Origin of the sequence: Halobacteriovorax sp. (assembly GCF_048381875.1) — a bacterium.
Classification (GTDB): Bacteria; Bdellovibrionota; Bacteriovoracia; order Bacteriovoracales; family Bacteriovoracaceae; genus Halobacteriovorax_A; species Halobacteriovorax_A vibrionivorans.
Map to the genome: position 1 here is coordinate 418,492 of NZ_JBLXBP010000002.1, position 24,126 is coordinate 442,617.

The window sequence follows — 24,126 nt, forward strand, 5'->3', positions numbered from 1 at the left end:
GGCTTTTTTTCTATTTTGCTCTTACATCGAATACTTTGGACTGAAGTAATTCGCCTTTGTAAGAAACATCGACTTTAAACTTGAGTTTATCGTCTTTTGTTTTCTTCTTAAACTTATAAGTTAGAGCTCCTGTGGCCACAACTCCTTTACCTGGAGCAGCAACTTGAGTTTGAGCTTTCTTAAGATTGATGAACTTTCCACCCTCTAAAACACTGATTGCAACATCATAGCTTCCAGGCACAAAGTCTCGTAGACCAGTTAGCTTAACTTTTACATCGTGGCTTCTAAACTTACAGTTAAATAAACCTAGGAAACACTTGCGATCTTTTACTTTATCATCAAATTCTAATCCTACTTGTACCTCAGGGTTAACCATGACGTTTGAAACAAATGTTGCAACTTCAGTATAGCTTCCACGTAAAGCGTCACCTGGGTAAGTCAGCTCAATTTGCATCTTAACTTCAGATCCTGGGCGAGCGTTATTTGTAACCTTCGCTTGGATAACATCACTTAAGTCAATTTGAGATGATGCCGGTAGAACTCTTAAGTTAGCACGAGTATTTGATACCGAAACATTTGATGATGCTGCGATAACCTTTGCCGACACTGCTCCTCGGTTTGTTGCAAGCTTACCAAAGTTTACTAGTCCAAGACCTACTGAGAATTTTCCATCCTGAGTTAGACCTTTTGGATCTTCAGTTTTTACACTTGTTTGTGCGTATTTATTAAGGCGAACAACACCGCTACTTGCAAATAAGCTAGCTGCTTCACTCTTACCTTTGGCAAGTTGCTCAGAACGCTTAGCTGCAATATTCTCATCAAAACCAGCTTCTTCACCATCAGTTGCACCATTTTGGTAAGCAACTCCCTCACCTTCTAAGCGAGCTTCAGCAAAGGCCGTCTTATATGCTTTATCAAAAGCTTTTCTTGTCTCACCTGAGAAGTCACCGCTTGCAGCTTCATCACTTGCTTCTTCAAATAATGCTTCATAAGCAGCAAAGAAAGTGTCTTTGTGATCTCTAACAAATTGAGACTTATAAGCAGACTCATAAGAATCACCACAAGCTTCTTTAAAATCAGAAACACCTTTGTAGACATCAAAACAATTTTTGAAATCCTCATCAACATCGATACGAGTTGGTGCAGTGTAAACATACTGAGGCTTGGCCTTAGAAACTTGATCATTATCTTCATGACGAGCAATCTCTTTTTCAACGCGAGCGATTTCAACATCAACCTTTGACTTGATTCTTACTGGTGCAAAGGCCTCAGTTGAAACATAATCAGGTGTCTCAATTCCAAAGCTCTCTGTAAGTGTTTGGGCCGCAGTTGAGGCAAAGGCAAATGCCTTCTCCATAAATAAGCTTCCGTTTACACTATTTTCAAGAACCACTTTATTAGTTGGTAGTGTTGAAAATTTCTCTTCTTTAACTTGTGCATACCCTTGTGGGAAATTTTCTTTCTTAGCTAGAGCGACAGCAGTTTGTAGTCCTTGCTCATAACCTTTTGCGTAACCTTCATCATAACTGGCCTGAGAGTTAACACCTTCGTCATAACCAGCCTCAAGTCCTTGCTCTTTACCGTCAACAAGTCCTGCTAGATATCCTCTTAACTCACCAAGAGTTGTTCCATTCTTAGATCCGTATAAAGAAGCATCTTCTTTTACATCAGCAGATCCAGCGTATTCACCAGCAGTTGCACCGGCCGCTTGACCTTGAGAAGCACCCATTTGCTGTGCCTCACTCTTGTAATCAGCATATAATTCTTTACGATCTTCATACTCCTCATAAGTTTCTTGAGTGATTGATTCTAAATCACTTGCCACAGCATCAGCTTGTGCAAATTGACCTTCTTTTACAAGTTGATCTTCTAAAAGTGCGCTTCTTTGAGACTCAAGCTCTTGAATGCGATTTTCATTTTGTGCAATCTGAGATTGCTTAGAAGAGATTGTATAAGAGTTACTCTGCATACGATCTTGTGAGCTTTGGATCGTTTGTACGTTTGAAACGTATTGCTGATCTCTTTGCTTGTGCTCATCTTCAAGAGTTAGAAGCTGCGCTTGAACCTTATCAAGCTCTCCACGTAGGTGGCGGATTTCATCTTCAACAATTGAAAGTCTTCTTTGATATGAATCGCGCTCTGACTTAAGAGCATTTTGTGTATTTCGAAGTGTTCCAACCACACGGCGATTTGCATCGAAGTCATTCTTTTCTTGGTTTAGCTCACGTCTCATACGCTTTAGATCACTTGCAATGATAGTGATTCTCTCTTGCGCTTTTTGTTTTTGATCTTTAAGAGAAGCGATATCTCCTTCGATTCTCTTGATATCTTTTTTCACTTGAGCAAGGGCCGTCTGCTTCTGATCAAGCTTAGACTTTGCACTTGCTTGTGCACTTTGAGCACTTCTTAATTCAGTCTTAGCACTCGCTAGGCGATCCTTAAGTCTTGCAAGTTGAGGAACGGCCTGTGCGATTTCATTTTCTACCGCTGAGATATCAGCTAAGAGCTTCTTAACTTGAAGTTCAGCAGCTGCGACTTCTTGCTCGAGATTAGAAACTTTTGTATCTCCACCAGCAATAACCTTCTTTGCTTGAGCTAGTTCAGCTGAAGTTTTATTTAAATCTGCTTCAACTTTATTAAGACGTGGTGTTACTTGCGCAATTTTTTGTCTTAGAAGTTTTCTTTGCTCTCTAAGGTTTTTAATCTTATTAGCATTTCCACGATCACGATTTGCCATTAGCTCTTTAAGAGTTGCTTCAACTTGGGCAAGCTTTTCTTCAAACTTAGTTTTCTTCTCTTCTAAAGCATTCTTTTGAGCTGCAAGTTGTTGCTTTTCACTTTTAAGAGAAGAAAGCTTTGATTTAGCTGATGAAAGCTCATTCTTTGCCTTATTTAATTCACTCTTCTTAGAAGATACTGTTGATTGCGCCTTAATGGCCTGAGCGTTTAGTCTATTCTTCTTTTCAACAAGAGGAGCTACCTTGGCCTCTTGCTTTGAGATTTTACTTTCTAATTGATCAACCTTAGCCTTGGCCGCACTAACTTCTTGGTTTGCACTGACAAGCTCGGCCTGAAATTTCGTCACTTGATTCTCTAATTGTGAAATTTTTGATGTGGCCTTATCAAGGTCTTCTTTCTTTTGTTTGATATTATTTTGAATCTTAGGAAGCTTAAGATTTAGGCGATCGCTCTCATCGATTGCCGTTTTGATATTTCCTTCAAGATTTTTAATTTTATCACGATTACGATCTAACTTCTTTTGCGCCTTTTGTAGACGATCACCATTTTGGTGAAGATTCTTTGTTACTGAATCAAGGGCAGAACGAAGATTATGTGCATTTCTTTGAGGACCGACTAGATCATCTTGGATTTCTCTTTGCTCACTTGATAATTCAGAGATAGCGCGAGCAAGTCTTTGTAGTTCATCACCAAGGCCAAGGTTTTCTTCCGTTAGCATGGCAATTGTATTGTCGAGATCCATATTCTCTGTACTCAATTGACTGATGATAGCTACGGCCTCATCAATTTCTGATTTAGAGATTGCTATTGCAGAACCATTTGCTTCTAAGTCTGCAGCGATTTGCTGAAGCATGCTCTTAAGCTGATTGGCACTCATACGAGCACTATCAGAATCGGACTTTGCTTGAGAGTACTTTGATAGGTACGTCGGATAATCGATTTCATCAGGTAACTGTGCGTGAACGTTGGCGCTTAATGCCAATAGCGATAATAAAACTAAACTTTTAGTCGATCTCTTCATGAATCCCTCTCCTTTAGATCATGTTTCGTTAAATTAGTTCTATAACCCTGATTTTCCTTTGTGGAGACGGCCCATAGAAAACATTGTGAAAATACCTTAAATGTAAGAAAGTTTCAGAATATAACACCTAACCTTGTAAAGACTTCATGGATTCTGGTGTCAGAAGGGACAAAGTGGTCCTACAAGTTATTAAAAATAGGCCCTGTAACTATGAAGGATTATTGAAGAACTATTTGCAATGTTAGTGGAATATTAAGAATTGAGTTTAGAGAAAATGCCTGGCCGCAACTTAAGCAGAGACAGGAAAAGACGGCGGCCAGGCTTTTACACACAAGATAAGGACTTTTCAATAACCTCAAATAAACATTATTTTGATCGTTTCACATTGTAAATAGAGATTGAGAAACTTTACTTTTTCTTTAACTGTTAACCCATAAAATTTTGGCAAAAAGTTGCGAAAAAACGTGTTTAGATAAATAGTGAAATCCCGATAAATAATCATATCAACTATAGGTTTTCATGAAGCTGAGCACTTTTATCAGGATTTAATTCCTTTTCTGCCGGTATCTAAACACCTAAATTTATTATATACTTTATGGGTATATCTAATTTTTTCATTAACAAGAATAATCTCTATATATGGAAAGGGGGAACAAATGAAAAAACTTTTTACGTTATTACTTTTAGGTTCTGCACTAGTTATGACTTCATGTGGTTCAGACGCTAAGAAAAATGATTCATCTTCTGTTGAATCAGTAGAGTACGCAAACTCATCACTTGAGTTAAACGGTGATTCAGACTCTGGTAAAGCAGGTGCTCTAAGAACTGTTTATTTTGCATTTAATTCTTCAAACCTAAACTCGTCTACTAAGTCGACTCTTGAAGCTAACGCTGAATTTTTAAAAGAGAACACTGATGTTGAAGTACAAGTTGAAGGTCACTGTGATGAAAGAGGTGGACGTGAGTACAACATGGCACTTGGTGAAAACCGTGCACGTGCAATTAAGAACTACCTAGTAGCTCTTGGTGTTGATGCTTCAAGAATCTCTACGACTTCTTACGGAAAAGAAAGACCAATCGCTTTTGGTCACTCTGAAGAGTCTTGGTCACAAAACAGAAGAGGAAACTTCGTTGTTGTTTCTAAGTAATTTGAAGAATAAATGAAAGTATTAAAGTCTAAAATTACATTTTTACTTTTACTTCTAACTCTGGGTAGTTGCGGTCTAACGACCGTACGCCCTAAGTTAGAAATGACTTATGCACAGGTTGCTTTCCTTGCGGCAAAGGAAGCTGGTGGCCAAACACTCGCCCCTAACCTCTATCGAAAAGCCGAATTCTACTACTTAAAAGCTAAATCAAGCTACAAGAGAAAGTTTTTTAATAAAGCTAAGAAATACGCCATTTTATCAAAACAATTTTCTGAAAAGGCCGAATTCAAAGCCTATCGTAAAAAAACTCTCGATAGCATCTAATCATATTCTGGAGAATTTCTCATGAAGAAAACTTCCCTACTATCGACTATCACATTAATCACTTTAATGGGATCAATGACTTCTTGTAAGACACAGGAACAAATTGAGCGCGAAAAGAAAATCAATACAATGTCAGTTCAAATGCAGCAGAGTCAAAGACTAAATGCAGATGCCATCTCTAAGATGCAAGAGCTAGAGTCTTCTATCGCCGCTTTCCAAGGACAAATGGAAGAGTATACCAATGGTAAAGACCAGAAGGTTGAAGAGCTACAAAATAAAATTAATAAGCTCGAAGAACAAAACACTTCCCTAACTGATGAAGTAACAAAGCTTTCTGCAAAAATTGAAGAGCAAGATAAGTATATTAAAGAAGTTATTGCTCTGCTAAAAAAAAAAGATAAGCAAAGAAGAGCAAAAGCAGCTGCAAAGAAGCGCTCTCCTTATAACGAGGCCATGTATCTCTATGGAAAGGGTAAGTATTCTCAAGCACGCCCTATCCTAGAAGAGCTCTATAAGGCCGGAAAGATCAAAGGCAAAAGCAGAGATCGTATCAACCACAATCTTGGAATGGTTGCCTATATTCAAAAGAGATATGATGATGCCATCACTTACTTCTCGTCTTTATATACGAAAAAACCAAAATCACCTTATAACGCTAATGGATTAGTTTACCTCGCCCGCTCTTTTGAAAAGAAAGGACAAAAAGATCAGGCCATAGCGATTCTACAAGAGATGCTTAAGTCATTTCCTAAAAGTCGCCACGTTCCTGCAGCAAAGAAATTACTAGCAAGATTAAAATAAGAAAGGTCACTCAATGAAGAGAATATTTGGATTACTTACTTTAACTTTAGCACTTTCGTGCCAAAGTATTATCGACATGGATAAAGCAAACTCAGAGCTAAAGATTGAAGGCCCTAAGTTCTCCATCCTCTTCTCTCATTCAATCTCAGGTGAAACACATCCTTGTGGATGCCGTCAATTCCCTCTGGGAGGACTTCCACAAGTAGCAGGCTTTATGCACGAGCTTAAAAAAGAAAAGCAATTTCTCTATGTTGATACAGGAGATATGCTCTTTCCTTCTTCAATCGTTCCAACTCATATTGCAAAATCACAAATGCAAGCCGCAAAGGATGTTGCTAAAGGACTCGATAAACTTGGCCTAAAATACACTCTTCCTGGAGATCAAGATCTTGCTGCTGGTGTTGGATTTTATAAAGAAGTTCTAAGTGAAGTTAGCTTCACTCCCCTTGTTTCAAACTTAAGTGATGAAAAGAAGAAGGACTTCCCTCATCAGGAGTTTACTAAGATTGTATTTGGAAAGAAGACAGTCTATTTAACAGGAATTGTTGAACCAAGTACTATTCAAGGCCCATTACAAAGTTATTTTAAAAGACCTGAAGCAAGTTTTCCAGAAACCCTAAAGAAGCTTAAAGAAGCTGGATACGACGAGAAAAACCCACTAACACAGCTTGTGGTTATGTCTCATGCAGGACTTGATTACGATAAAGGCTTTGCTAAGAAATTTCCTATGATCGATTGGATTATTGGTTCTCACTCACAAAGTTTTACTAATTATTCAATTGATGTTGGTGATACTCAAATCGTTCAAGTTCTCTCAAAGAACCACTACATAGGAGAGATTGCCATCTCAAGTGGAAAAGAGAAGCTAGAAAAAGAATTTTCATACCACGAAATGCGTGAGCAATTAGGAGAGAAAATTCCAAATAACCCATTTACGGCCTATATCAATGAATCAAAGAAGAAATTAGATCAGATTCGTGATGAGGAACAAAAGATGATGTACACAGGCGGTAATGAAATCAAAAAGATTCCAGATGCTAAAAGCTGTCTTGAATGTCACGAGGCCCAAGGAGAACACTGGGCAAAGACTCCTCACTCAGTTTCTTTTGCAACGCTTATGATTGCAGGAGAAGAAAATAAGACCTCTTGTATGAAGTGCCACTCTGTTGGAATGAATGAAGAAGGTGGTTATATCAATCACAACGATATTGTTCACTTCAAAGACTTAAAGACAACAGATAAAGGCTTTAGCGGCCATAAGAATAAGTATTGGCAAGATGTTTCAAAGGCCTTCAAGGATGTTAAATCAATTCGTAAGCTCTCTGATAAGAAAGTATCAGCTCTTCGTGTTGAATGGGATAAGCTTGATGAGAAGCATAAGGTTGAGCATAGCTATGCCAATGTTCAGTGTTTAAATTGTCATGAGGTTGTTACTGATCACCCATTTGCTATTGAAAATGATGAGCAAAAATTGGCCCACACAAAAGCTTCAATAAAGAATAAATGCCTTGAGTGTCACACAAGTGACCAATCACCAGAGTGGTATAAGAAAGATCGCGATGGAGTTTATTCAGGTGTTGATGAAGATTACTTTGAAAAAATGTACAAGAAGATGGTGCACTAAAAGCTTAGTTGTAGTCACCTCTTCTTAACTTTCTTTCAACATCTTTTTTCTGCTGATCAGATCGCTTGTCGTGGAGCTTCTTACCTTTAGCTAAGGCAATTTCAAGCTTCACGCGAGAACCCTTAAAATAGATAATCGTCGGAACAATCGTTAAGCGCTCGGCCTTTGCACGGTGAGCGATTTCAGCGATCTCTTTTTCATGGAGAAGAAGCTTTCTCTTTCTCGCCTCTTCATGATTGAATTGATTTCCAAATTCATATTCAGGAATCTTGATATTATTGGCCCAAACTTCGCCATTTTTATCAATTGTAATATGGGCCTCACCAATTGAGACTTTTCCAGCACGCAATGACTTCACCTCTGTTCCAGCGAGAACCATTCCAGCTTCGTAAAGTTCAAGTAATTGATAATCGAACTTCGCTCTCTTATTTTTGGCTATTATTTTCTTTCCCATATTTACTCATTTAAAAATTTATATAGATTTTGCAAGTCTTCTAATTTTAGCGCTTCTGCCCTAACTGTCAAAGGTTGATTGATATGTGCTAGGCCCGCCTGAATTTTTTCAACAGAAGTATAGCTCTTTAGAACCTTTCCTAGCTGCTTTCTCTTAAATTGAAACACTGCTCTTAAGAATTTCTCAAATTTTGTAAATTCGTCCAGAGCAATCACAGGATTGTCTATTCTCTCAAAGCTAATAACGGCCGAGTCCACTTTTGGTGGTGGCGTGAAAGCTCCCGGAGGCGCCTTAACTAGAAGCGATGTTTTAAAATATGTTTGTGATAAGGCCATTAAAGAGCCCATGAAATTCTTCTTTGAAGCAAAGGCAAAGACCTTATCGGCAACTTCTCGTTGAAACATCAATGTCATATATTTAATTGATGGTGTTTGAAGAAATTTAAGAAGTAGTGGTGTTGAAATATTATAAGGCAGGTTTGAAACAAGCCATGTCTTATCACCTAGTCCCTTCTCATTAATGAAGGCCTCAAAATCAAAGGCCAATGCATCGGTAAAATTGATATGATCAGCTTTTACAATTGGTGCAAGGTATTCAATCATGCGCTCATCTTTTTCAACAACGTGAATATCTTGGTTATGAGCAGCAAGGTTCTTAGTAAGAATTCCAGGGCCTGGTCCTACTTCAATAATACTTTCGGCAACTTCAGCAAAGTCATCTGTTATCTTAGAAATAATATTTTGATTATTTAAGAAGTGTTGTCCTAGATCTTTATTGGCCCAAGGTAGTTTCTTGCTATCTTCCACTAAGTCTTCCTATGTTCTTTCTTATTAATAAATCGAGAACGTGCATCAATGCTAAGTGTAGCAGGATACTTAATACGACTCTCATAATTTCTTAGGGCATAATTAGCAATCATGGCACCATTATCTGTACAATATTTAGGTTCAACAAAGAATACGTTCTTATACTTCTCTTTTAAAACTTTTCTTAGATAGCTATTACAAGCGACACCGCCTCCCACAACAACAGGAAGATTCTTATGTCCCAACTCTCCAGCTTTCTCAATTGCATAGCGAAGCTTAAGCTTTAGGGCCGACACAATAGCGTGCTGATAAGAAGCACAAATATCTTTTGTATCCTGATTAATATCTTCAGGAGACTTCACATAATAATCTGGGTTCTTCTCTAGAAACGTTCTCAGGGCCGTCTTCACACCTGAAAAACTTAGGTTACAATCTTTTGAAGTCTTAAGTCCCACAGGGAATTCAAAACGATTGACATCACCTTCTTTTGCTAGATCATCAATAATTCGGCCAGCAGGATAACCAAGTCCCATTAGCTTTCCGCCTTTGTCATAGGCTTCACCTGCGGCATCATCAATTGTTGAGCCAAGAACTTCAACATCATCACTTGCGCGAACAAGAGTGTAGAGACTGTGGCCTCCACTTACAAGAAGTCCGATATATGGATAAGTCACTTCATGAGTAAGATGAACTGCTTCAAGATGAGCAAAGAGGTGGTTTACCGCAAAGATATCCACTTTCTTTAAAAGAGAAATCGTCTTGGCCGCATTTAGTCCCGTTAAAAGTGGACCAAGGAGTCCTGGGAAAGTCGTCACACCAACAAGATCAATATCTGAAAGTGTCACACCTGCTTTTTTAATGGTTACATCTAAGAGCGGGGCCAATTTATCGAGGTGATTTCGAGAAGCAATTTCAGGAACAACCCCACCCCATTGGGCAAGCATTTGTTCTTGTGAAAATAACTCAAATGCTAAAACTTCAGGGGCCTGCCCAGAAGTTGGATCACCTTTAAGAACCGCCACTGACGTGTCGTCACAACTTGTTTCAATGCCTAAAATATACTTTTGACTCACAGCTTATTACCGTTTTTTAAGTTATTGATTTATTTAGGTGCACCCTATCACTATTTGAGAATTTTATCGACAATTTTGACAATTTTTTCAAAGTGATCTTTGGAAAAGTTGGCCTGCATATGCTTTGCGATGTCTTCACTATACTCAAGATCGTAGTGATACTCTTCCATCTTCTTAGCTAGCTCATGGGCCACAATAAAAACTGCTGTTAAAGGCTTAATTTGTTTAGCATATAGCCCACGGGGAAAACCATTTCCATCAGGTCTTTCGTGGTGATTGACGAGGATTTCGTAAAGATTCTGGTCATTTATCCCCTCTTTTTCAAGAGTTTCAGATATCAGACGCCCGTGACTTAGAACAATATTCTTATCATAATCACTTAGCTCGGCCTTAAGAAGCTCTCCTTGAGAAGAGATGCGAGCAAGTGACTCATCTTCTAAGAGAAGATCGTGGTAAACAGAAGTCAGAATAATCGTTTCAATATTATCTTTCTTTCCCCAGGCCAGCTGCTTTAGGATTTCAACACCTAAGATACTTGTTAGGTAGCAGTGGTCATAGAGGTAATTTGTCATCTGCTCTCTTTCTGCCAAAAGATTCTTTAGCTTCACACTACCTTGGGATAGTTTTTTAAGATTAGAAACATAACTATCCACCACGGCCATGGAACCTTCACTAATTCCATAATTTCCAACCAGTCTCTTTAGAGTCATAATGGACTTTTGAGCAATATCCAGATGTTCAGCTGGCGTTGATGGATCGTATTTTAGAAATGAAACTTCACCTGCATTAACGACAAATTCATCCAGATCATCTTTATTGATATAGAGATAATTAATATCGCGATCAAGATAACTTTCAATTTGAGAGATTGTAAAAGTATCTCCCCTTTTGATGACCTTAACAAATTTTGAATCACTAAGTTTTACATAGGTATCGCAAAGAGCAATGGTTCCTCTAAGGAAGTACTCTGTATTAATTTTCTTATAAGCTGTTCGAGATTGAACAAAGCTTGAAGGGCCACTCAATTCCGTGACGATATTTTCAAATGAGACATAAGAAAATGGTTTTGGAAGGTGCGCTCTTTTTAAGTGATAAGTAATATCACGTTCAAAGTTTATAAACTCTGCTTCAGTGAATGATGTAATCGTTAGAGTTGGAATATTTAACGACTTACTATCGAGAAAAGTGAAAATATCCTCGTCCCCATCGCGAAAGTACTCTGAAATAATAAGATGATAATTACCAGACGCATTGAGCTTGGCCTTAAGATCCTTAAAACTAGCAACTCGCGTGATATTTGAATCTTGGAACGTGTTCTCGATACCTAAGACGTATATATCACTTAATTCAAAATCTGGTTCCGCAATTAAGACGTTAAAACTCATAGAAGATATTTTAACATTTGCCCAATTTTTTCCCTAGATGGAACTTTATGCTTTTATCTCACCCAGTAAAGCACCATTCCAATATAGCAGGCCAAGAAAATACTCCCCGCAATACGATAAAATGCTCTCTTCATATAAGAGATTGCAATTAAGAAAAGCGCTGCAAATACTAGAGCACAAACCTCGGGCATAAAATTTTCTGAAATTTTGATTTTATAAAAGACCAAACTTCCAAGAACGAAGGCTACGTTGAAAATATTTGAACCGATGATATTTCCTGTGATGATATCGGAGTTCTTTCCCTTCTTTACTGTCATGATTGCCGTAACAAGTTCGGGAAATGAAGTTCCAAAGGCCACAAAAATAGCGGAGATAACATAACTTGAAATGCCAAATGCCAAGGCAAGCCCAGTTCCACTCTTAACTAGTAACTCTCCCCCACCATATAAAAGGGCAAAGCCAGCAAAAAGGTGAAGAATTTCTTTCATTTTAATTTCATCTTCTTTATGACTTGGTTTTTCAGGGTCGGCCATATGGGCGCGCTCTTTTTTCATCTCTCTAAATGTGTCATAGAGGTAGAAGGCCATAAAGCCAAGAAGAAGAGCACTTCCCCACCAGTAGATCTGTTCTTGTAAGAGAACAACACCTAAGATTGCAGTAAGGATTAAATGAAGAATTAATTGTCTCTTAATATCTGCTGACGTCAAAAAGAGTCTTCCAAGAAGTCCCGAGACCCCTAGGATCAAAAAGAGGTTGGCAATATTTGAGCCCACAATATTTCCCAGAGCAATCCCTGGATCACCGCGATAGCTTGCTAGCTGAGAGACGAAGAATTCTGGAAGCGATGTTCCAAATCCTACGATTAAAAGTCCAATAACTAAAGGAGATAGTCCTAAAGCAAGACCAATTTTCTCTGCAGACTCAAGAGCAAACTCGGCCCCATAATAAAGCATAACAATAGCAAGAACTAATAACACAACTTGTAAAACCATAAATTATTTCCAATAATTAACATATGTTAGATTTAAAACGCATTTATCTTCAGTTTAGCAAAAAGAATTTCAAATTCCTAAATATTTCGTCGTGCTTTATTGCCGACATCTTTGTTGCTGCCTATATCTATATTCTCTATACAGATCCTAAGCTGTATGAGGATTATTTAAGCACCACAGCAAAAATGATGGAACAAGTAGATAAGGCCAGTGCATCAATGATGAAAGACCCTGTCTTTCAAAAACAAATTGTGGATCTGATGATTCAATCGGCCATAACTCTTATTTGTATCTATCTCATCATTCATCTCTTCATATACCTCTTTCGTTTCTATGATAAGAAATTTGCTGACGGCTACCTAAAATTCTATTGTTGGACGGCAGGTGTGCTGATGCCAATTGTGGCCTTATGGGATTTTTCAAATCCCCTAGTATTGATGTTTATGATCCCTGGAATCATACTTCTCTTTAATGCATTTGGCTTTAAGTACCAGAGACAAATGAAGGAAGAATAAAATTTGTTAAATGAGGAAGAGTCCAATCAGGCATACTGCGAGCCTGGCCTTTGGCCTTTTGAAGTCCGCATACAGCAAGTAAGAATGAATCAAAGGCACGAACATTTTTTACAATGATCTCTAAATCATTATCATAGATAAATATCCCTAGCTTATTTTCTATCTTTTTCACAATATCAAGACGGGCCTCAATTCCAAGATCAAGATCTGTTAGATTTAAGATATTCTTTTTTAGAATGATACGACTCTTTAATAATTCTAAGAGAATGAGGTTTACATGCCCTTCATAGAAGAAACACTCCTGAGGGAAATGTCTTTTCATATAAGAAAAGCGCGAAAGCATCATGAGTGATGTATTTCCAAATGAATCAAAAGTTGTATTAAAGAGTTCTAAGAGTTGATCGTGATATGAGCACCAAATCCAAAAATCAAGTGAGCGATTCCAATAAGGAACAAAACCTTTTTTCAATCTTCTCTTAAATGACTTTGATAACATGAAGTCCTGAGACTCTTTAGAAAAAGTATCGCGATCAAAGTGAGTGAGATCTTCAAAATTTCTTCTTCTCTCATACTCTTTTGGATTTTCTACTTCCATCTTTCGATCAATTTCTAAGATGGCCGTAATATCTTCTCTGACCTTCTCCACATGCCCCACTGGACACTTGGCAACACCTGGGCACTTTAGATTACACTCATGACAGGCCGGGCGAGAAAGAGGAAAATCCACAATGACGTGTTTTAAATCGTATTTATCAATCCACTGATTGAGAATATCATCTCCATCAGAGTATTCATCTTCATCTTTTACATCCAGAATAGACTTAAGAAACCAACGTCCGCTTTCTTTATGGTGATCAAGTAGGCAGAAAAAGAAATTATCTCTTCTTCCTCCCTTCATTGAAAGTCCGGCGACGCGATTAAAAGTTAAGTTCATAGTGGCGCTTCAACACTAAACTCTAAGACTTTCATCTTTGAGCGTGTAATCTCCTTTAATACAGCTTCTTTATGTTGTGGGCCGTGAGCAAGAATGAAACATCCGCCTCCACCAGCTCCACAAACCTTCATACCAATAACATGCCCACTTTCTCTAAGTTTTAAATAGAGAGCTCTCATGTCATCAGTAACAATTCCTGAAAATAACTTTTCTCTTTGTGCACCTTCACGACAAAGAAGTCCAAGAAAGTCATCAAATTGCCCATCTTTAATTGCGCGATAAGCAGAAAATGTTAAGTCGCGAATTGTTGCAAGCCCTTCTCTTACACCATTTTCATGATCAAAGAAGTCTTTGTAAACTTGCCAATTATTAATTGCTGAAAGCCTTAGCTTTCCAGAATAAACTAAAGTTAAATGAGACTCTAAGAAGTTTTTAAAAGAGTCACTATAGAGTTGTTCAACTGCAATAGCACTATCAGTTGCCTTTAGAGCAAGAACCCCTCCATAAAGAGCTGGATAATAATCTTGGTAACCACAAGGGCCCTTATTTAAGATCTTCGATTCAATATTTTGAACCGTATTGATGGCCGTTTGGCGATCAAACTCGCGATCAGTAAAATCACATAGCGCTTTATAGACAGTCACACCCATTGATGAAGAGCCACCAAGGCCAGCACCAGGAGGCGATCCCGATTCAGTCGTAAGACGTATTCCACTCGTTAACTGAAAGTGGTGAAGAATTTGAGCAAGAAATGAAAGTGGCCCAAAGGTCTCACCTTCAAAATCTTCATTTGTGAAATCGACACTAGAATGGCGAGTTGTTGATTCATAATCAATTGAAACAAACTCAACACCTTCATAGTCAACTTCTTCAACAATAACCTTGGCCTTAAGTGATGTTGCCAAGTTTAGTGTAATTGTATTTCTAAGAACCTGATTGATAGGAACAATATCGAGAGTTCCCCCTAAGAGATCAACTCTTACAGATCCTTCATTTGAAGCACTTTTAACCATTATAAATTCCAATATACGGCAGCTCTCTATAGCGTCCGTCAAAGTCTAGGCCGTAGCCAATAACAAATTTATCTTCAATTTCAAAACCAAGATAATCAATCGAAACTGGATGTGCAGTCTTTGCAGGCTTATGCAGTAATGTTGCAAGTTTAATTGATTTTGGTTCTCTTTCTTTTAGTAGAACGTTTAACTCACTAATTGTAAGTCCTGTATCCACAATATCTTCAACAAGAACAACGTTCTTGCCTTTAATATCAACTTTAATATCTTTAGTGATTGTAATCTTTCCTGTACTTTCTGTTCCCTTATAAGAGCTAGCTCCAATAAAGTCGAAATAAACAGGAGACTTCATCTGACGAATAAGATCGGCCACGAAAATAAATGCACCATTTAACACACCAACGACCACAACCTCTTCTCCACCGAAGTCTTGATCAATTTGCCTAGCTAATTCTTTAATACGTGATTCAATTTTCTCTTGAGAAATATAAGTTTCAATGGCCATAAACTTTCCTTACTATACAAATGAGTTATTTAAGATTTCACCGACACCACCTGCTCCTGGTACGATGTATTGTTTTCCAGTTAAACCAACTTCCTCATCCCAAAGAGTTCCAGGAACTGTTTTTAAAACGTGCTCCGGAGAAAGTCCTCGATCAAGCCTTAGCGCATAGATCTCCACATCAGGATGATCCTTTTGCATACGCTTAATATATTCAGGCGTTACAATGAGATTAATCGAAATATATTTTAAGGCCTTGCCCTTAACTTGATCTTTATAGTGTCCAACCGCAAAAGACATGGAACCACCAGTTGCCCCCATTGGATCAGGAAGAATGACAATAGCACCCTCTTGGCCGCCACCAATCTTTGATCCACTAACATCCACTCCAATCACTTGTTCATTTTCATCTACCTTACGATTAACATAGAAATGATCCTGACGGATTAAAGAAGAGTTTAAGAAATAGTTTAGATTTTCAAAACAAACGTGACTTGGGAAAGTTCCTGCGCGCGCAAGATCCACACAAACAACTGGTTGCTCTTTCTTTATGACCTCTTGATCAAAAACGGCCTTATCTGTAAGCCCTGCCATACGAGAGCGAACTTCAATAACTTCCTTAGGAAATGAATTTCCAAGTACTGCTTCAAGAAGAATAAAGTATAGCTTTTGTATTAAGTGATTGAGTTCTGGCTGAATGACGCCTTCATTTGAAAAGCGCGCTAATAAGCTTTCAGCCAAAGGATTGGAGAGAATGTAAACATTCTCTCCATATTTGTGTTCGATTTGACTTATTTTAAAATCGTTAGATTCGTAGTGTACGTCTTTAAGTTTTGATATTTTAGATTGTGTTTTCATTTTCCAATTTCACCTCGCTCTTAGAGTTTACCTCTTTTAAGCCTCCAAGTGAAATTGAAAATGCCTTAACATCTTGATCTTCATCTAAATAATCATAGTGAGCACGACATCTTGCTTCATATAAATCGGCCTCTCCCACAAGAACAGTTTTCTTATTCTCACTTGGTAGTCGATATGTTTTCGAAGCTGGTGCACCACAAACAGTACAGATGGCCTGAATCTTCATGACATCGTCTGCGATACATAGAAGCTCTGGCATTGGACCAAAAGCTTTTGATTTAAAGTCTTGATCTAGGCCTGCACAAATAACGCGAATTCCGCGACGAGCAAGTTTAGAAACGACTTTGATAATTGTGTTATCGAAGAATTGAACCTCATCAATTGCCACGATACGAGTTGAATCATAAACCTTCTGTAAGATTTCAACTGCATCCTTAACCGGTTCTGCTTCCACATGACGTGAAGAATGACTTACGACATTTGTCTTGTGATAACGGTCATCAATAACAGGTTTGAAAATTTGAACTTTTTGACGAGCAATTTGTGCTCGAGTTACTCGACGGATTAACTCTTCCGTCTTCCCAGAAAACATTGGTCCGCATACGACCTCAATGCCGCCGGTTTGGTGTGCGTGGCTTGCGTACATTGACTTAAACTCCTATTAATGTCAGATTTTTTGTGTTGTGTCTCTAGGATTTATTATGACGGCCTAAGGGTTTTTAGGCCACTTACATCTTCTATCAAAAATTGAAAGCAACGCAACGAGTGCAGTGAGCCTAAATAAAGCTTATGATGAGACTGATGTACATTAGCATCACTAGGAAAAGCCCTACGATCAGTATTAATGGGGATAAGAGAATAAAGAAGCTTTGCACAAAAGAAAACCTCAGGTTATAACGCAGTCCAAAATACAAGTAGACCACTTGAGAAACAAATTTTAAAAAGTCCCCAAAGATTGGAATGATTAAAAAGAAATTCCCTACGAGCGACGCAGCAATCGTATCTTCAAGATTAACTCCCTCAAGATCCTTATCAAAGAGTCCCGCAAAAAGAGAAATCACCACTCGCCAGAATTTAACAAAAACCCAGGCAGAAAGTGGGAAGAAGACCACTTTAAATAGTGTCGAAAACAAGAAGGCCTTTTGTTGAAATTCACTTGATGAGAAAATCGCAGGAAGAAAGCCTTCCTTTGCCATTTGCGCAGATAAGAGAATACCGATATGAATTTGTACCAGTGAATAAAGGCCATAGATTAGAACAAATGGCCAAGAGGCCAATGTAAAATCAGTAAACTTTAATTGTACTCCTCGTCGACTCTCATCTTTTACGATTTCAAAGAGACGCGCTTCGCGAATCTTTTCGAGCTCTTCCCTGTGGCTTGCTATATTTGAATTAACAAGTTTTGGATAAAGGAGGTACTTAATATATTGCTGATAAATGCTAATCACGTTTTTATTTTAATTGAATTCCAAATAAATGAAAATAGAACAATGACCTACTCTTTTAGTTCACTATAAAAGAATGATTCTGGCGTTTGGAGAACTTCACGAAATTTTTGGTAAGGAATGCTTGAGCGAAGTCGATCCTTATCCTTCATATCAGCTGGAAAGGCAGTCTCAAAGCGAACAATAAGCCAATGCTTCTTCTTATCTGATTCAACTAACATATAAAATTGCTGGCCAATGGCAATCTTTTGCCCAAGGATAAATGAGACCTCTTTACCATTTTCGAAAGTAAATTTTAATTTTGGAGGACTCTCCAAAGAAAGAAGTTCCTCTTTTACTTCTTCATTATTTAAGATTCGATCAACCTTAAGCTTTTGCAATTCCTCATAGAATAATTTTAGATTCTCATCTTTCGTTTTCTTAAGATCAATACTTGCACCAGAAATTTTAATTCCCGTCACTTGCCCGTAACTTGATAAGGCAAGTATCTCTCGTTTTTGCTTAATCTCTTGTGCCTGATCCTGCTCATCTCTTTCAACCGTAAAATAAGCGGCCGTTATTGTAAGAATCAAAATGATTAGTAGATAGACATTTTTCATTATGCAGCAAACTTCCTACGTTGATAAAGAACGAGGGCCACAATCAAAAAGATCAGTGGAAGGATCACAATTGAAAAATAAAAAATCATTTGCTTCTCTATGACTGATACTAGAAGTGGCTTCTCTTTAAAGACCACTGAATTCATGGAAGCAAGTTGTCCTTGTCCCGTCATCCAATGATAGAGATTTGATATAAATTTAAAATTTGATTGATAACTAAAGAACTTATTTGAAATAAAAGATGTATTTCCAATGGCCATTAGAGCTGGCGCATCTTCACGTGTAATAGCTGCGGCCATATCAATTGGGCCTGCAATATCGGCACTATCTTTTTTAACATCACCTGCAATAACTGAGATTAACTTTTGTTCGGCCCAACTCTTAGGAGAAGAACTTGCAAGAGAGTGAAAGTTTTTAACAAAGTCTTTTGCAACACTAACAGAGCTAGCAAGAGGAAGAAAGACGCGCTCTCTAAAATCTTGATTTATATGCAATTTATCAAAGCTTGTAATAATGGGTGCTGTCCCCTTTGAGGATTCAAGAGAGTTGGCCGGATCAATAACCACATCGTTATGAATAATTAGGCCATTATCCTCAAAAAACTTTTTAAGATTTGTAAGTTTTTCTCCGCGAAAGTTTGGCATAAAGGCACCAAAGATGCGTCCACCATTTTCATAATATGAACTAAGCTTTTCAACTTGCTCTTTTGAGAAATCATTAGTTGGCTCAAGAATAGAAAAGACATTACAAGTTTCAGGTATGGCCTTGGCCTGTAAAAGGTCAATTACATTTAATTTATAAGCTGATTGCTTAAGAACATGAATAAGTCCTGTAAAGCCATTATCAGTACTATCTTGAAACTTAGGATGATAATTAAAACAAATTGTCGGATCTTCTTTTCGTTGCAGACGAATTAACCCATTAGTAATTCCAAGCTCAAGAATACGAGTTACAATAACCTTCTTGTCACCTTTTACAAGAACAATAGAAGGCGAAACTGTCACCCCGTATTGAGCAATCATATCCGGCCTTAACTCAGGATCATAATAGCTTGTAACAAGTGAAGTATTTTCATTCTTATATAATTCTAAAAGAGAAAGAATAGCGTTCTTTGATTCTTTATTTGAGAAAACAACCATCTCAACTTTTTCATCAAATTTATCAACTGTTTTGACCGTTAAGTCTGATAACGTATTGAGCTTTCTTTGACTTAAATCCCAAATTCCACCTTTTTTAAAAACGATAAAATTTAAAACAGCAAGGATGCAAAAGAGTAAGAAAAATGCGGTAAAATTAGAAAGTAAATTTCTTCCAAAAGTACTCTTAACAAAATTTCTTATCTCAGTTAAATGAAAGTAAAAAGTTAGAATCGTCATTGCAAGAGCAATGATAAAAGTAGCTCCCACTAAGAAAGCATGCTCAGGAATAACTAAGAAGAGAAAGCATGCAATTAAATAGAAAACAGCGCAAAGGCTTAGAGTAATTTTTTTCATTTTCTAACCCCCATATTGCGAATGCCCACAAAACTAAAGAAGCCAATAAATGAAGCTAAGTAAAGTAGATCAAAGCTTGTAATTGCCCCACGTGAGAAATAGAAAATATGAGAACTAAAACTGAAGTATCTCATAATGGCCTGAACCATCTCATTTTGAATAACATTTGAGCTGGCATAGACAATAAGAAATGAAAATAGCGCCCCAAAAGATAGAACAATTGAAGCAATATATGAGCGACTTAATAATGAAGCATTAAGGCCGATGGCCAAGTAGCACATCCCCAGACCATAGATTCCAATCATATTTGTAAATAATATTGCAAAGTCATCAAATCCCTTTGGTGCTAGAAATAGCGGGATTATGAAGATTGGCAAAGTAATGAAAACAAGCTTAGTAAGGGCACTTAAGTACTTTGCAAAAAAGATCGACTCATCACTTAAGTTTGAAAGCTTTAAAAGAGAGAAAGTATTCTCTCTCTTTTCTTTAACAAAGGCACCCATTGTAATCATAGGAGCAAAGAAAAGTAGAATAAAATTTAGCGCCGAAAATGTTGGTGCAATAACAAAGTCCACGACAGTCTTATTTGTTAACTGTGGTGCCATTTGTAAATTATTATAGAAAATTGCAGACATTATAAAATTTGAGATGGCCGCAAAGATATAAATAATTGGAGATGAAAAACTCTCCACAACTTCTTTCTTATAGACAATTGAAATTCCTCTTAGGAGCGGTATTGTTTTTTTCAAACTCATGCCTTCCCTCCTGGCTTTGCCGTTAGCTTCTTAAAGATATCCTCAAGGCCAACTTTCTTATTCTGCTGTGAAAGAATAGATAGATCATTTTGTGCAAAGTATTTTGAAAGAATGACTCGTAAGTCCACATCTGACTTTTCTTTAGAACTCTCTTTAGAAAAAGTATAAATATCACCAGATATTGTGAAATTAACGCCAAGCTCTTTTAGCCCATTAAGCTTACTTGTATCAATATTTTCAAATTCAACTTCTACCTCTTGTTTAATCTCAAGAGTTTTTTCAATTTCATCAATTGGTCCATGAGCAATAATATGTCCCTCATTTAAGATGGCGATATCATCACAAATTGAAGCCAGATCACTTAATTGGTGAGAAGAAATAAATATTGTGTGATCTTTTGAGAGATCTTTAATCACTTCTTTAATTTGAATAATCGCATTTGGATCAAGGCCAACTAATGGCTCATCTAAAACAAGAAGTTTTGGATTATGACAGATTGCTGCTGCAATCCCTACTTTTTGTTTATACCCCTTTGATAGATTTTCAATACGCTGGTGAGAAACATCAGAGAGTCCACATTTTTCGATAATCTCTTGAATTGAATAAGCATTCTGAGATGTTGCGTAAATCTCTTGTACAAACTTTAAAAACGGAGCAACTGTCATGTGACGATACAGCGATGGTTCCTCAGGTAAATAACCAATTGTTAGGTCTTCACTTTTTATTAACTCACCTGCTGTATATTCTTGCTCTTCTAAGATTATCTTCATCAGGGTCGACTTTCCTGCACCATTTGGTCCTAAAAATCCTAAAACCCCTTGGCGACCGATAGTTAGGTCCACGCCTTTAAGGACTTCCTTGCCAGGAAATGTCTTTCTAATGGCCGACAATTTCACCAGGCTATTATCCATTCCTTGATCCACAGTAAAAATCCTTCTTTAAACCTTCATTTTTTAAAAGCTTCTTTAAAATCCTAACAAAAAATGAAACAATAAGAAAAGTCTTAAAATTTAATCATCAAACCTTTGAGAAGGTTTGCGAATCTTCCGATTAGGAAATATATGACCAAGAATGTAGAGCGTTTCAAAAACTTAGTTGAAAAAGCAAATAATATTGTTATCACAACTCACATCTTTCCAGATGCCGATGGTATTGGAAGTGAGATTGCCTTATGTATGGCCCTTAGAAAACTCGGGAAGAATGCCATATGTATTAACGAGGAAAAGTTATTTGATCGCTATCGCTACCTTGATCCAGATGGGGTTATTTCAAATTACGAAGATTCAAAAGATCATTTTAAAAAAATAGATTTATTCATTGTAACTGATACCAATGCACTTCCTCGTATTGGTAAGAATGTTCAAGAGCTAGTTTTAAAGTCTAGTGAGCTACTCTTTATTGATCACCACCCTTGCCCAAAAGAGCTTGCAGCAATTCACTGTGTGGACTCAACGAAAGCAGCAACAGGTGAATTAGTAGGAGAATTAATTGAGGCCCTTGGTGTTAAGTTTGATGAGAAAATGGCCTTGGCCCTTTATACTTCAATTATTATCGATACCAGCTCATTTCGTTACCCAACAGTAACGGCCAATACACACAAGATTGCTTCAAAATTATTAGATACAGGTATTTCTCCTCCACAAGCTTTTAATCAAATCAACGGGATTAAACAAGTTGAGTATATTAAGCTTTTAGGCCAGGTACTCTCTTCTTGCCAACTAAGTAAGAGCGGACTTGTTGCATGGATTTCCATGACTGAAAATGATATTGAAAATCATAATTGTGAAGCAGAAGATACACATGGTTTCATTAATCACCTTTTAATTCTTGAAGGGATTGAAGTGGCCTGTATGTTTCGTGAAATTGACGACAAAGTTAAAATCTCATTTCGAAGTGTAAATCAAACTGTTGATGTTGGAATCATTGCTCAAGCACTTGGTGGCGGCGGTCACAATCACTCAGCAGCAACGATTATTGATGGAACACTAGAGAAGACGATTCCAGAAGTAATTCAAAAAATTGATTTAATGATTGAATCAGAAGACTAAGCGTTTAGTGCTTATTGATCTTTAAGGATTTTTCCCAGAACTTCTCTTTCTTTTGCAGAAAAGTTAAATGCACCGGCAGTTAAAGCATCTTTTAATTTTTCCTTAGTACCAGGATCTTTTGGATCATTCTTTTTTACATCACCAAAAGGCTCCCCTTCAGGAGTAACTTCAACTTTTGCAGTTGTCGCCTCTTTTAAAGCTTGCGCTTTCTTCTTTGCTGAAGCTGCATCAAGCTTAGTTTGGAAGGCCTGCTCTTTTTCTAATTTATGATTCTTAATTTTAGCGTGTATCTGACTACGACTAAGATCATTTGGCTTAGGTCTTCTAACAATCTTTGCCCCATTAGAATTAGGCATCGGTGAAAATGAAGAAGTCGAACTATCTGTTGCATAGTCTCTTCTTGCTTTCTTAGCTTGGTTAGCTGGTAAATGTGGTCGATCTGCTAATAATCTCACAATTTCATTGTACAGAAGTCCTTAACTCTTTTTTAGGTGGAAAAAAGCACGACTCTGTTTTTAGATGTACTTTCAGTAACTTATAATGCCGGTGCCTAAATTTGTCGGCAAAATTCGCCTTGCTCCACCTCAACAAGCTCCATAGTGAATAAGGCCAAAAAAAATTCGACGAGTCCTCATTAAGTAACTGAAATTACTGAAAGATTTTTCAAAAAATTTACATTTTTTTTGAATTTCGTTAATCGAGGTACACATCATGTTGTTTAAATTCTTGAATTCTTCATAATGGCTTTTATCGAAATAAATCGAAGAGAGAACGATTTGTGGTCTTTGTCGTACGTCAGTTGAGTTCAATAAGTTGTAAAAGAGCACAAGCCTTCAAAGAGACTTCTATTAAAAAGGGAAATCAAAATCTAATAGAAAGTCATTTGAGGTAATTATGAAAAATTCACTAGTATTTAAGCAGTCAAAACTTTTAATCACTTCTGCACTTGTTACCCTGTCGCTACTAACGACGTCATGTGGTTCAGGGGACAGTTCAAAGAACTTGGACATTCCAGGTGTTGATGGACCGACAGTAGTTTTACTTCAGGATGATATCCTAATTGATATCGTTTTAGAAAATGTGCAAGTTGAGGGTGGTGCAAGATTCAACATCCCTAACTACACAAACTCTTACGTTGAGATCGCTCCAGATCTTCAGTCAAACGGAACGCTTCTAGCATTCTCTGTTTCACTTGATGATATTTTTGGTGGAAAAGCTGATCGTCTAGATCCACTTACTCTACCAGGTGGACGTGCTATCCCAGGTGTTTCTGGTGGTGCTCTTCCAGCAGTAGCTTTCTCAGTACCAAGTATTAAGAACATCGCTTTCTACATTGGGCCACAAATCTTTGGTGTTTGGGTTCCAGTAAATGGTCTTAATATGTCAGGTGCAATGCTTACAACTCGTTTCTACACGGATAGTAAGAGAGTTGGTAACCTTTCACTTGTTGGTGAAGATGCAAACGGAGAAAACGGTGGTTTCTTCCTAGCACTAACAGTTTCTCGTTCAGAGGAAAGATACCTAGAAAGAATGGCCGATCGTTACTAATAGTCGACCAAAACGATTCACATAGTAAAAAATGCCCCCAGGTAACTGG

At 37.5% G+C, this 24,126-nt stretch carries 24 protein-coding genes; 7 read left to right on the forward strand and 17 right to left on the reverse strand.

What is annotated here, in order from left to right; genetic code table 11:
* Positions 1 to 10: 10 nt before the first annotated feature.
* The gene (locus ACN5L8_RS06255) at positions 11 to 3,760 is read right to left on the reverse strand and encodes a hypothetical protein (protein WP_419172640.1); all 3,750 of its coding nucleotides are present in this window, start codon (positions 3,758 to 3,760) and stop codon (positions 11 to 13) included.
* Positions 3,761 to 4,416: 656 nt separating this feature from the next.
* Between ACN5L8_RS06255 and pal the strand changes: the two genes are divergently transcribed.
* The 4 genes from pal to ACN5L8_RS06275 are packed head-to-tail and all read left to right on the forward strand — an operon-like array spanning position 4,417 to position 7,657.
* Positions 4,417 to 4,908, forward strand: a complete 492-nt coding sequence (gene pal / locus ACN5L8_RS06260) for a peptidoglycan-associated lipoprotein Pal (protein WP_115361433.1) — start codon at positions 4,417 to 4,419, stop codon at positions 4,906 to 4,908.
* A gap of 12 nt (positions 4,909 to 4,920) precedes the next feature.
* Entirely contained in the window at positions 4,921 to 5,232 is a 312-nt protein-coding gene (locus ACN5L8_RS06265) for a DUF4398 domain-containing protein (protein ID WP_115361435.1), read from the forward strand.
* Between the two features lie 21 nt (positions 5,233 to 5,253).
* A complete protein-coding gene (locus tag ACN5L8_RS06270; RefSeq protein WP_115361438.1) occupies positions 5,254 to 6,033 on the forward strand; it encodes a tetratricopeptide repeat protein in 780 nt (259 codons plus the stop codon).
* 13 nt (positions 6,034 to 6,046) lie between these two features.
* The gene (locus ACN5L8_RS06275; RefSeq protein WP_419172641.1) at positions 6,047 to 7,657 is read left to right on the forward strand and encodes a multiheme c-type cytochrome; all 1,611 of its coding nucleotides are present in this window, start codon (positions 6,047 to 6,049) and stop codon (positions 7,655 to 7,657) included.
* Positions 7,658 to 7,661: 4 nt separating this feature from the next.
* Here the strand turns inward: ACN5L8_RS06275 and smpB are convergent, their stop codons facing one another.
* Genes smpB through ACN5L8_RS06300 form a run of 5 tightly spaced genes read right to left on the reverse strand, consistent with a single transcriptional unit; the run spans position 7,662 to position 12,367 of the window.
* Positions 7,662 to 8,111, reverse strand: coding sequence for an SsrA-binding protein SmpB (gene smpB, locus ACN5L8_RS06280; protein ID WP_115361442.1), 450 nt, complete (start codon positions 8,109 to 8,111; stop codon positions 7,662 to 7,664).
* Between the two features lie 2 nt (positions 8,112 to 8,113).
* Positions 8,114 to 8,917 carry a 16S rRNA (adenine(1518)-N(6)/adenine(1519)-N(6))-dimethyltransferase RsmA gene (gene rsmA, locus ACN5L8_RS06285; protein ID WP_115361444.1) on the reverse strand — a complete coding sequence of 268 codons (804 nt, stop codon included), beginning with the start codon at positions 8,915 to 8,917 and terminating at the stop codon, positions 8,114 to 8,116.
* Positions 8,917 to 9,990, reverse strand: coding sequence for a tRNA (adenosine(37)-N6)-threonylcarbamoyltransferase complex transferase subunit TsaD (tsaD, locus tag ACN5L8_RS06290; protein WP_419172642.1), 1,074 nt, complete (start codon positions 9,988 to 9,990; stop codon positions 8,917 to 8,919). Before tsaD ends, rsmA begins: the two co-directional genes overlap by 1 nt.
* Before the next feature lie 50 nt (positions 9,991 to 10,040).
* On the reverse strand, positions 10,041 to 11,375 hold the full coding sequence (locus ACN5L8_RS06295; RefSeq protein ID WP_419172643.1) for a hypothetical protein: 1,335 nt from the start codon (positions 11,373 to 11,375) through the stop codon (positions 10,041 to 10,043).
* A 53-nt stretch (positions 11,376 to 11,428) separates the two neighbouring features.
* On the reverse strand, positions 11,429 to 12,367 hold the full coding sequence (locus ACN5L8_RS06300) for a calcium/sodium antiporter (RefSeq protein ID WP_419168803.1): 939 nt from the start codon (positions 12,365 to 12,367) through the stop codon (positions 11,429 to 11,431).
* 23 nt (positions 12,368 to 12,390) lie between these two features.
* Here ACN5L8_RS06300 and ACN5L8_RS06305 point away from each other — a divergent pair, with 23 nt between their 5' ends.
* Positions 12,391 to 12,882, forward strand: a complete 492-nt coding sequence (locus tag ACN5L8_RS06305; RefSeq protein ID WP_334678921.1) for a hypothetical protein — start codon at positions 12,391 to 12,393, stop codon at positions 12,880 to 12,882.
* Here ACN5L8_RS06305 and ACN5L8_RS06310 read toward each other — a convergent pair.
* The 10 genes from ACN5L8_RS06310 to ACN5L8_RS06355 form a co-directional block, all read right to left on the reverse strand.
* Entirely contained in the window at positions 12,851 to 13,816 is a 966-nt protein-coding gene (locus ACN5L8_RS06310; RefSeq protein ID WP_419172644.1) for a hypothetical protein, read from the reverse strand. The two genes, ACN5L8_RS06305 and ACN5L8_RS06310, sit on opposite strands and share 32 nt — an antisense overlap.
* Positions 13,813 to 14,829, reverse strand: a complete 1,017-nt coding sequence (locus tag ACN5L8_RS06315; RefSeq protein WP_419172645.1) for a hypothetical protein — start codon at positions 14,827 to 14,829, stop codon at positions 13,813 to 13,815. Before ACN5L8_RS06315 ends, ACN5L8_RS06310 begins: the two co-directional genes overlap by 4 nt.
* Positions 14,822 to 15,334, reverse strand: a complete 513-nt coding sequence (gene hpt, locus ACN5L8_RS06320) for a hypoxanthine phosphoribosyltransferase (RefSeq protein ID WP_115361458.1) — start codon at positions 15,332 to 15,334, stop codon at positions 14,822 to 14,824. The genes ACN5L8_RS06315 and hpt overlap by 8 nt, the downstream gene beginning before the upstream one ends.
* A 12-nt stretch (positions 15,335 to 15,346) precedes the next feature.
* On the reverse strand, positions 15,347 to 16,189 hold the full coding sequence (locus ACN5L8_RS06325) for a uracil phosphoribosyltransferase (protein WP_115361460.1): 843 nt from the start codon (positions 16,187 to 16,189) through the stop codon (positions 15,347 to 15,349).
* Positions 16,173 to 16,835, reverse strand: coding sequence for a thymidine kinase (locus ACN5L8_RS06330; protein WP_115361462.1), 663 nt, complete (start codon positions 16,833 to 16,835; stop codon positions 16,173 to 16,175). Before ACN5L8_RS06330 ends, ACN5L8_RS06325 begins: the two co-directional genes overlap by 17 nt.
* 130 nt (positions 16,836 to 16,965) lie before the next feature.
* Positions 16,966 to 17,637, reverse strand: a complete 672-nt coding sequence (locus tag ACN5L8_RS06335; RefSeq protein ID WP_115361464.1) for a hypothetical protein — start codon at positions 17,635 to 17,637, stop codon at positions 16,966 to 16,968.
* 47 nt (positions 17,638 to 17,684) lie between these two features.
* Entirely contained in the window at positions 17,685 to 18,233 is a 549-nt protein-coding gene (locus tag ACN5L8_RS06340; protein WP_419172646.1) for a hypothetical protein, read from the reverse strand.
* The gene (locus ACN5L8_RS06345) at positions 18,233 to 19,726 is read right to left on the reverse strand and encodes a Gldg family protein (RefSeq protein ID WP_419172647.1); all 1,494 of its coding nucleotides are present in this window, start codon (positions 19,724 to 19,726) and stop codon (positions 18,233 to 18,235) included. The genes ACN5L8_RS06340 and ACN5L8_RS06345 overlap by 1 nt, the downstream gene beginning before the upstream one ends.
* The gene (locus ACN5L8_RS06350) at positions 19,723 to 20,481 is read right to left on the reverse strand and encodes an ABC transporter permease (RefSeq protein ID WP_115361470.1); all 759 of its coding nucleotides are present in this window, start codon (positions 20,479 to 20,481) and stop codon (positions 19,723 to 19,725) included. Before ACN5L8_RS06350 ends, ACN5L8_RS06345 begins: the two co-directional genes overlap by 4 nt.
* Positions 20,478 to 21,392, reverse strand: a complete 915-nt coding sequence (locus ACN5L8_RS06355; protein WP_419172648.1) for an ABC transporter ATP-binding protein — start codon at positions 21,390 to 21,392, stop codon at positions 20,478 to 20,480. The genes ACN5L8_RS06350 and ACN5L8_RS06355 overlap by 4 nt, the downstream gene beginning before the upstream one ends.
* Positions 21,393 to 21,542: 150 nt before the next feature.
* On the opposite strand from ACN5L8_RS06355, the gene ACN5L8_RS06360 reads away from it, so the two are divergent.
* A complete protein-coding gene (locus ACN5L8_RS06360) occupies positions 21,543 to 22,529 on the forward strand; it encodes a DHH family phosphoesterase (protein ID WP_115361474.1) in 987 nt (328 codons plus the stop codon).
* 11 nt (positions 22,530 to 22,540) lie between these two features.
* Here ACN5L8_RS06360 and ACN5L8_RS06365 read toward each other — a convergent pair whose 3' ends face one another.
* Positions 22,541 to 22,984 (reverse strand): hypothetical protein, encoded by a 444-nt coding sequence (locus tag ACN5L8_RS06365; RefSeq protein ID WP_115361476.1) that lies wholly within the window; start codon positions 22,982 to 22,984, stop codon positions 22,541 to 22,543.
* Between the two features lie 439 nt (positions 22,985 to 23,423).
* On the opposite strand from ACN5L8_RS06365, the gene ACN5L8_RS06370 reads away from it, so the two are divergent.
* Positions 23,424 to 24,077, forward strand: coding sequence for a hypothetical protein (locus ACN5L8_RS06370; RefSeq protein WP_115361478.1), 654 nt, complete (start codon positions 23,424 to 23,426; stop codon positions 24,075 to 24,077).
* The last annotated feature ends 49 nt before the right edge of the window (positions 24,078 to 24,126 follow it).

Bases quoted from the DNA above. Each gene is read 5' to 3' on its own strand.
- ACN5L8_RS06255 (WP_419172640.1), bottom strand. From the start codon at position 3,760: ATGAAGAGATCGACTAAAAGTTTAGTTTTATTATCGCTATTGGCATTA.
- pal (WP_115361433.1), top strand. From the start codon at position 4,417: ATGAAAAAACTTTTTACGTTATTACTTTTAGGTTCTGCACTAGTTATG.
- ACN5L8_RS06265 (WP_115361435.1), top strand. From the start codon at position 4,921: ATGAAAGTATTAAAGTCTAAAATTACATTTTTACTTTTACTTCTAACT.
- ACN5L8_RS06270 (WP_115361438.1), top strand. From the start codon at position 5,254: ATGAAGAAAACTTCCCTACTATCGACTATCACATTAATCACTTTAATG.
- ACN5L8_RS06275 (WP_419172641.1), top strand. From the start codon at position 6,047: ATGAAGAGAATATTTGGATTACTTACTTTAACTTTAGCACTTTCGTGC.
- smpB (WP_115361442.1), bottom strand. From the start codon at position 8,111: ATGGGAAAGAAAATAATAGCCAAAAATAAGAGAGCGAAGTTCGATTAT.
- ACN5L8_RS06295 (WP_419172643.1), bottom strand. From the start codon at position 11,375: ATGAGTTTTAACGTCTTAATTGCGGAACCAGATTTTGAATTAAGTGAT.
- ACN5L8_RS06300 (WP_419168803.1), bottom strand. From the start codon at position 12,367: ATGGTTTTACAAGTTGTGTTATTAGTTCTTGCTATTGTTATGCTTTAT.
- ACN5L8_RS06305 (WP_334678921.1), top strand. From the start codon at position 12,391: ATGTTAGATTTAAAACGCATTTATCTTCAGTTTAGCAAAAAGAATTTC.
- ACN5L8_RS06310 (WP_419172644.1), bottom strand. From the start codon at position 13,816: ATGAACTTAACTTTTAATCGCGTCGCCGGACTTTCAATGAAGGGAGGA.
- ACN5L8_RS06315 (WP_419172645.1), bottom strand. From the start codon at position 14,829: ATGGTTAAAAGTGCTTCAAATGAAGGATCTGTAAGAGTTGATCTCTTA.
- hpt (WP_115361458.1), bottom strand. From the start codon at position 15,334: ATGGCCATTGAAACTTATATTTCTCAAGAGAAAATTGAATCACGTATT.
- ACN5L8_RS06325 (WP_115361460.1), bottom strand. From the start codon at position 16,189: ATGAAAACACAATCTAAAATATCAAAACTTAAAGACGTACACTACGAA.
- ACN5L8_RS06330 (WP_115361462.1), bottom strand. From the start codon at position 16,835: ATGTACGCAAGCCACGCACACCAAACCGGCGGCATTGAGGTCGTATGC.
- ACN5L8_RS06340 (WP_419172646.1), bottom strand. From the start codon at position 18,233: ATGAAAAATGTCTATCTACTAATCATTTTGATTCTTACAATAACGGCC.
- ACN5L8_RS06345 (WP_419172647.1), bottom strand. From the start codon at position 19,726: ATGAAAAAAATTACTCTAAGCCTTTGCGCTGTTTTCTATTTAATTGCA.
- ACN5L8_RS06350 (WP_115361470.1), bottom strand. From the start codon at position 20,481: ATGAGTTTGAAAAAAACAATACCGCTCCTAAGAGGAATTTCAATTGTC.
- ACN5L8_RS06355 (WP_419172648.1), bottom strand. From the start codon at position 21,392: ATGGATAATAGCCTGGTGAAATTGTCGGCCATTAGAAAGACATTTCCT.
- ACN5L8_RS06360 (WP_115361474.1), top strand. From the start codon at position 21,543: ATGACCAAGAATGTAGAGCGTTTCAAAAACTTAGTTGAAAAAGCAAAT.
- ACN5L8_RS06370 (WP_115361478.1), top strand. From the start codon at position 23,424: ATGAAAAATTCACTAGTATTTAAGCAGTCAAAACTTTTAATCACTTCT.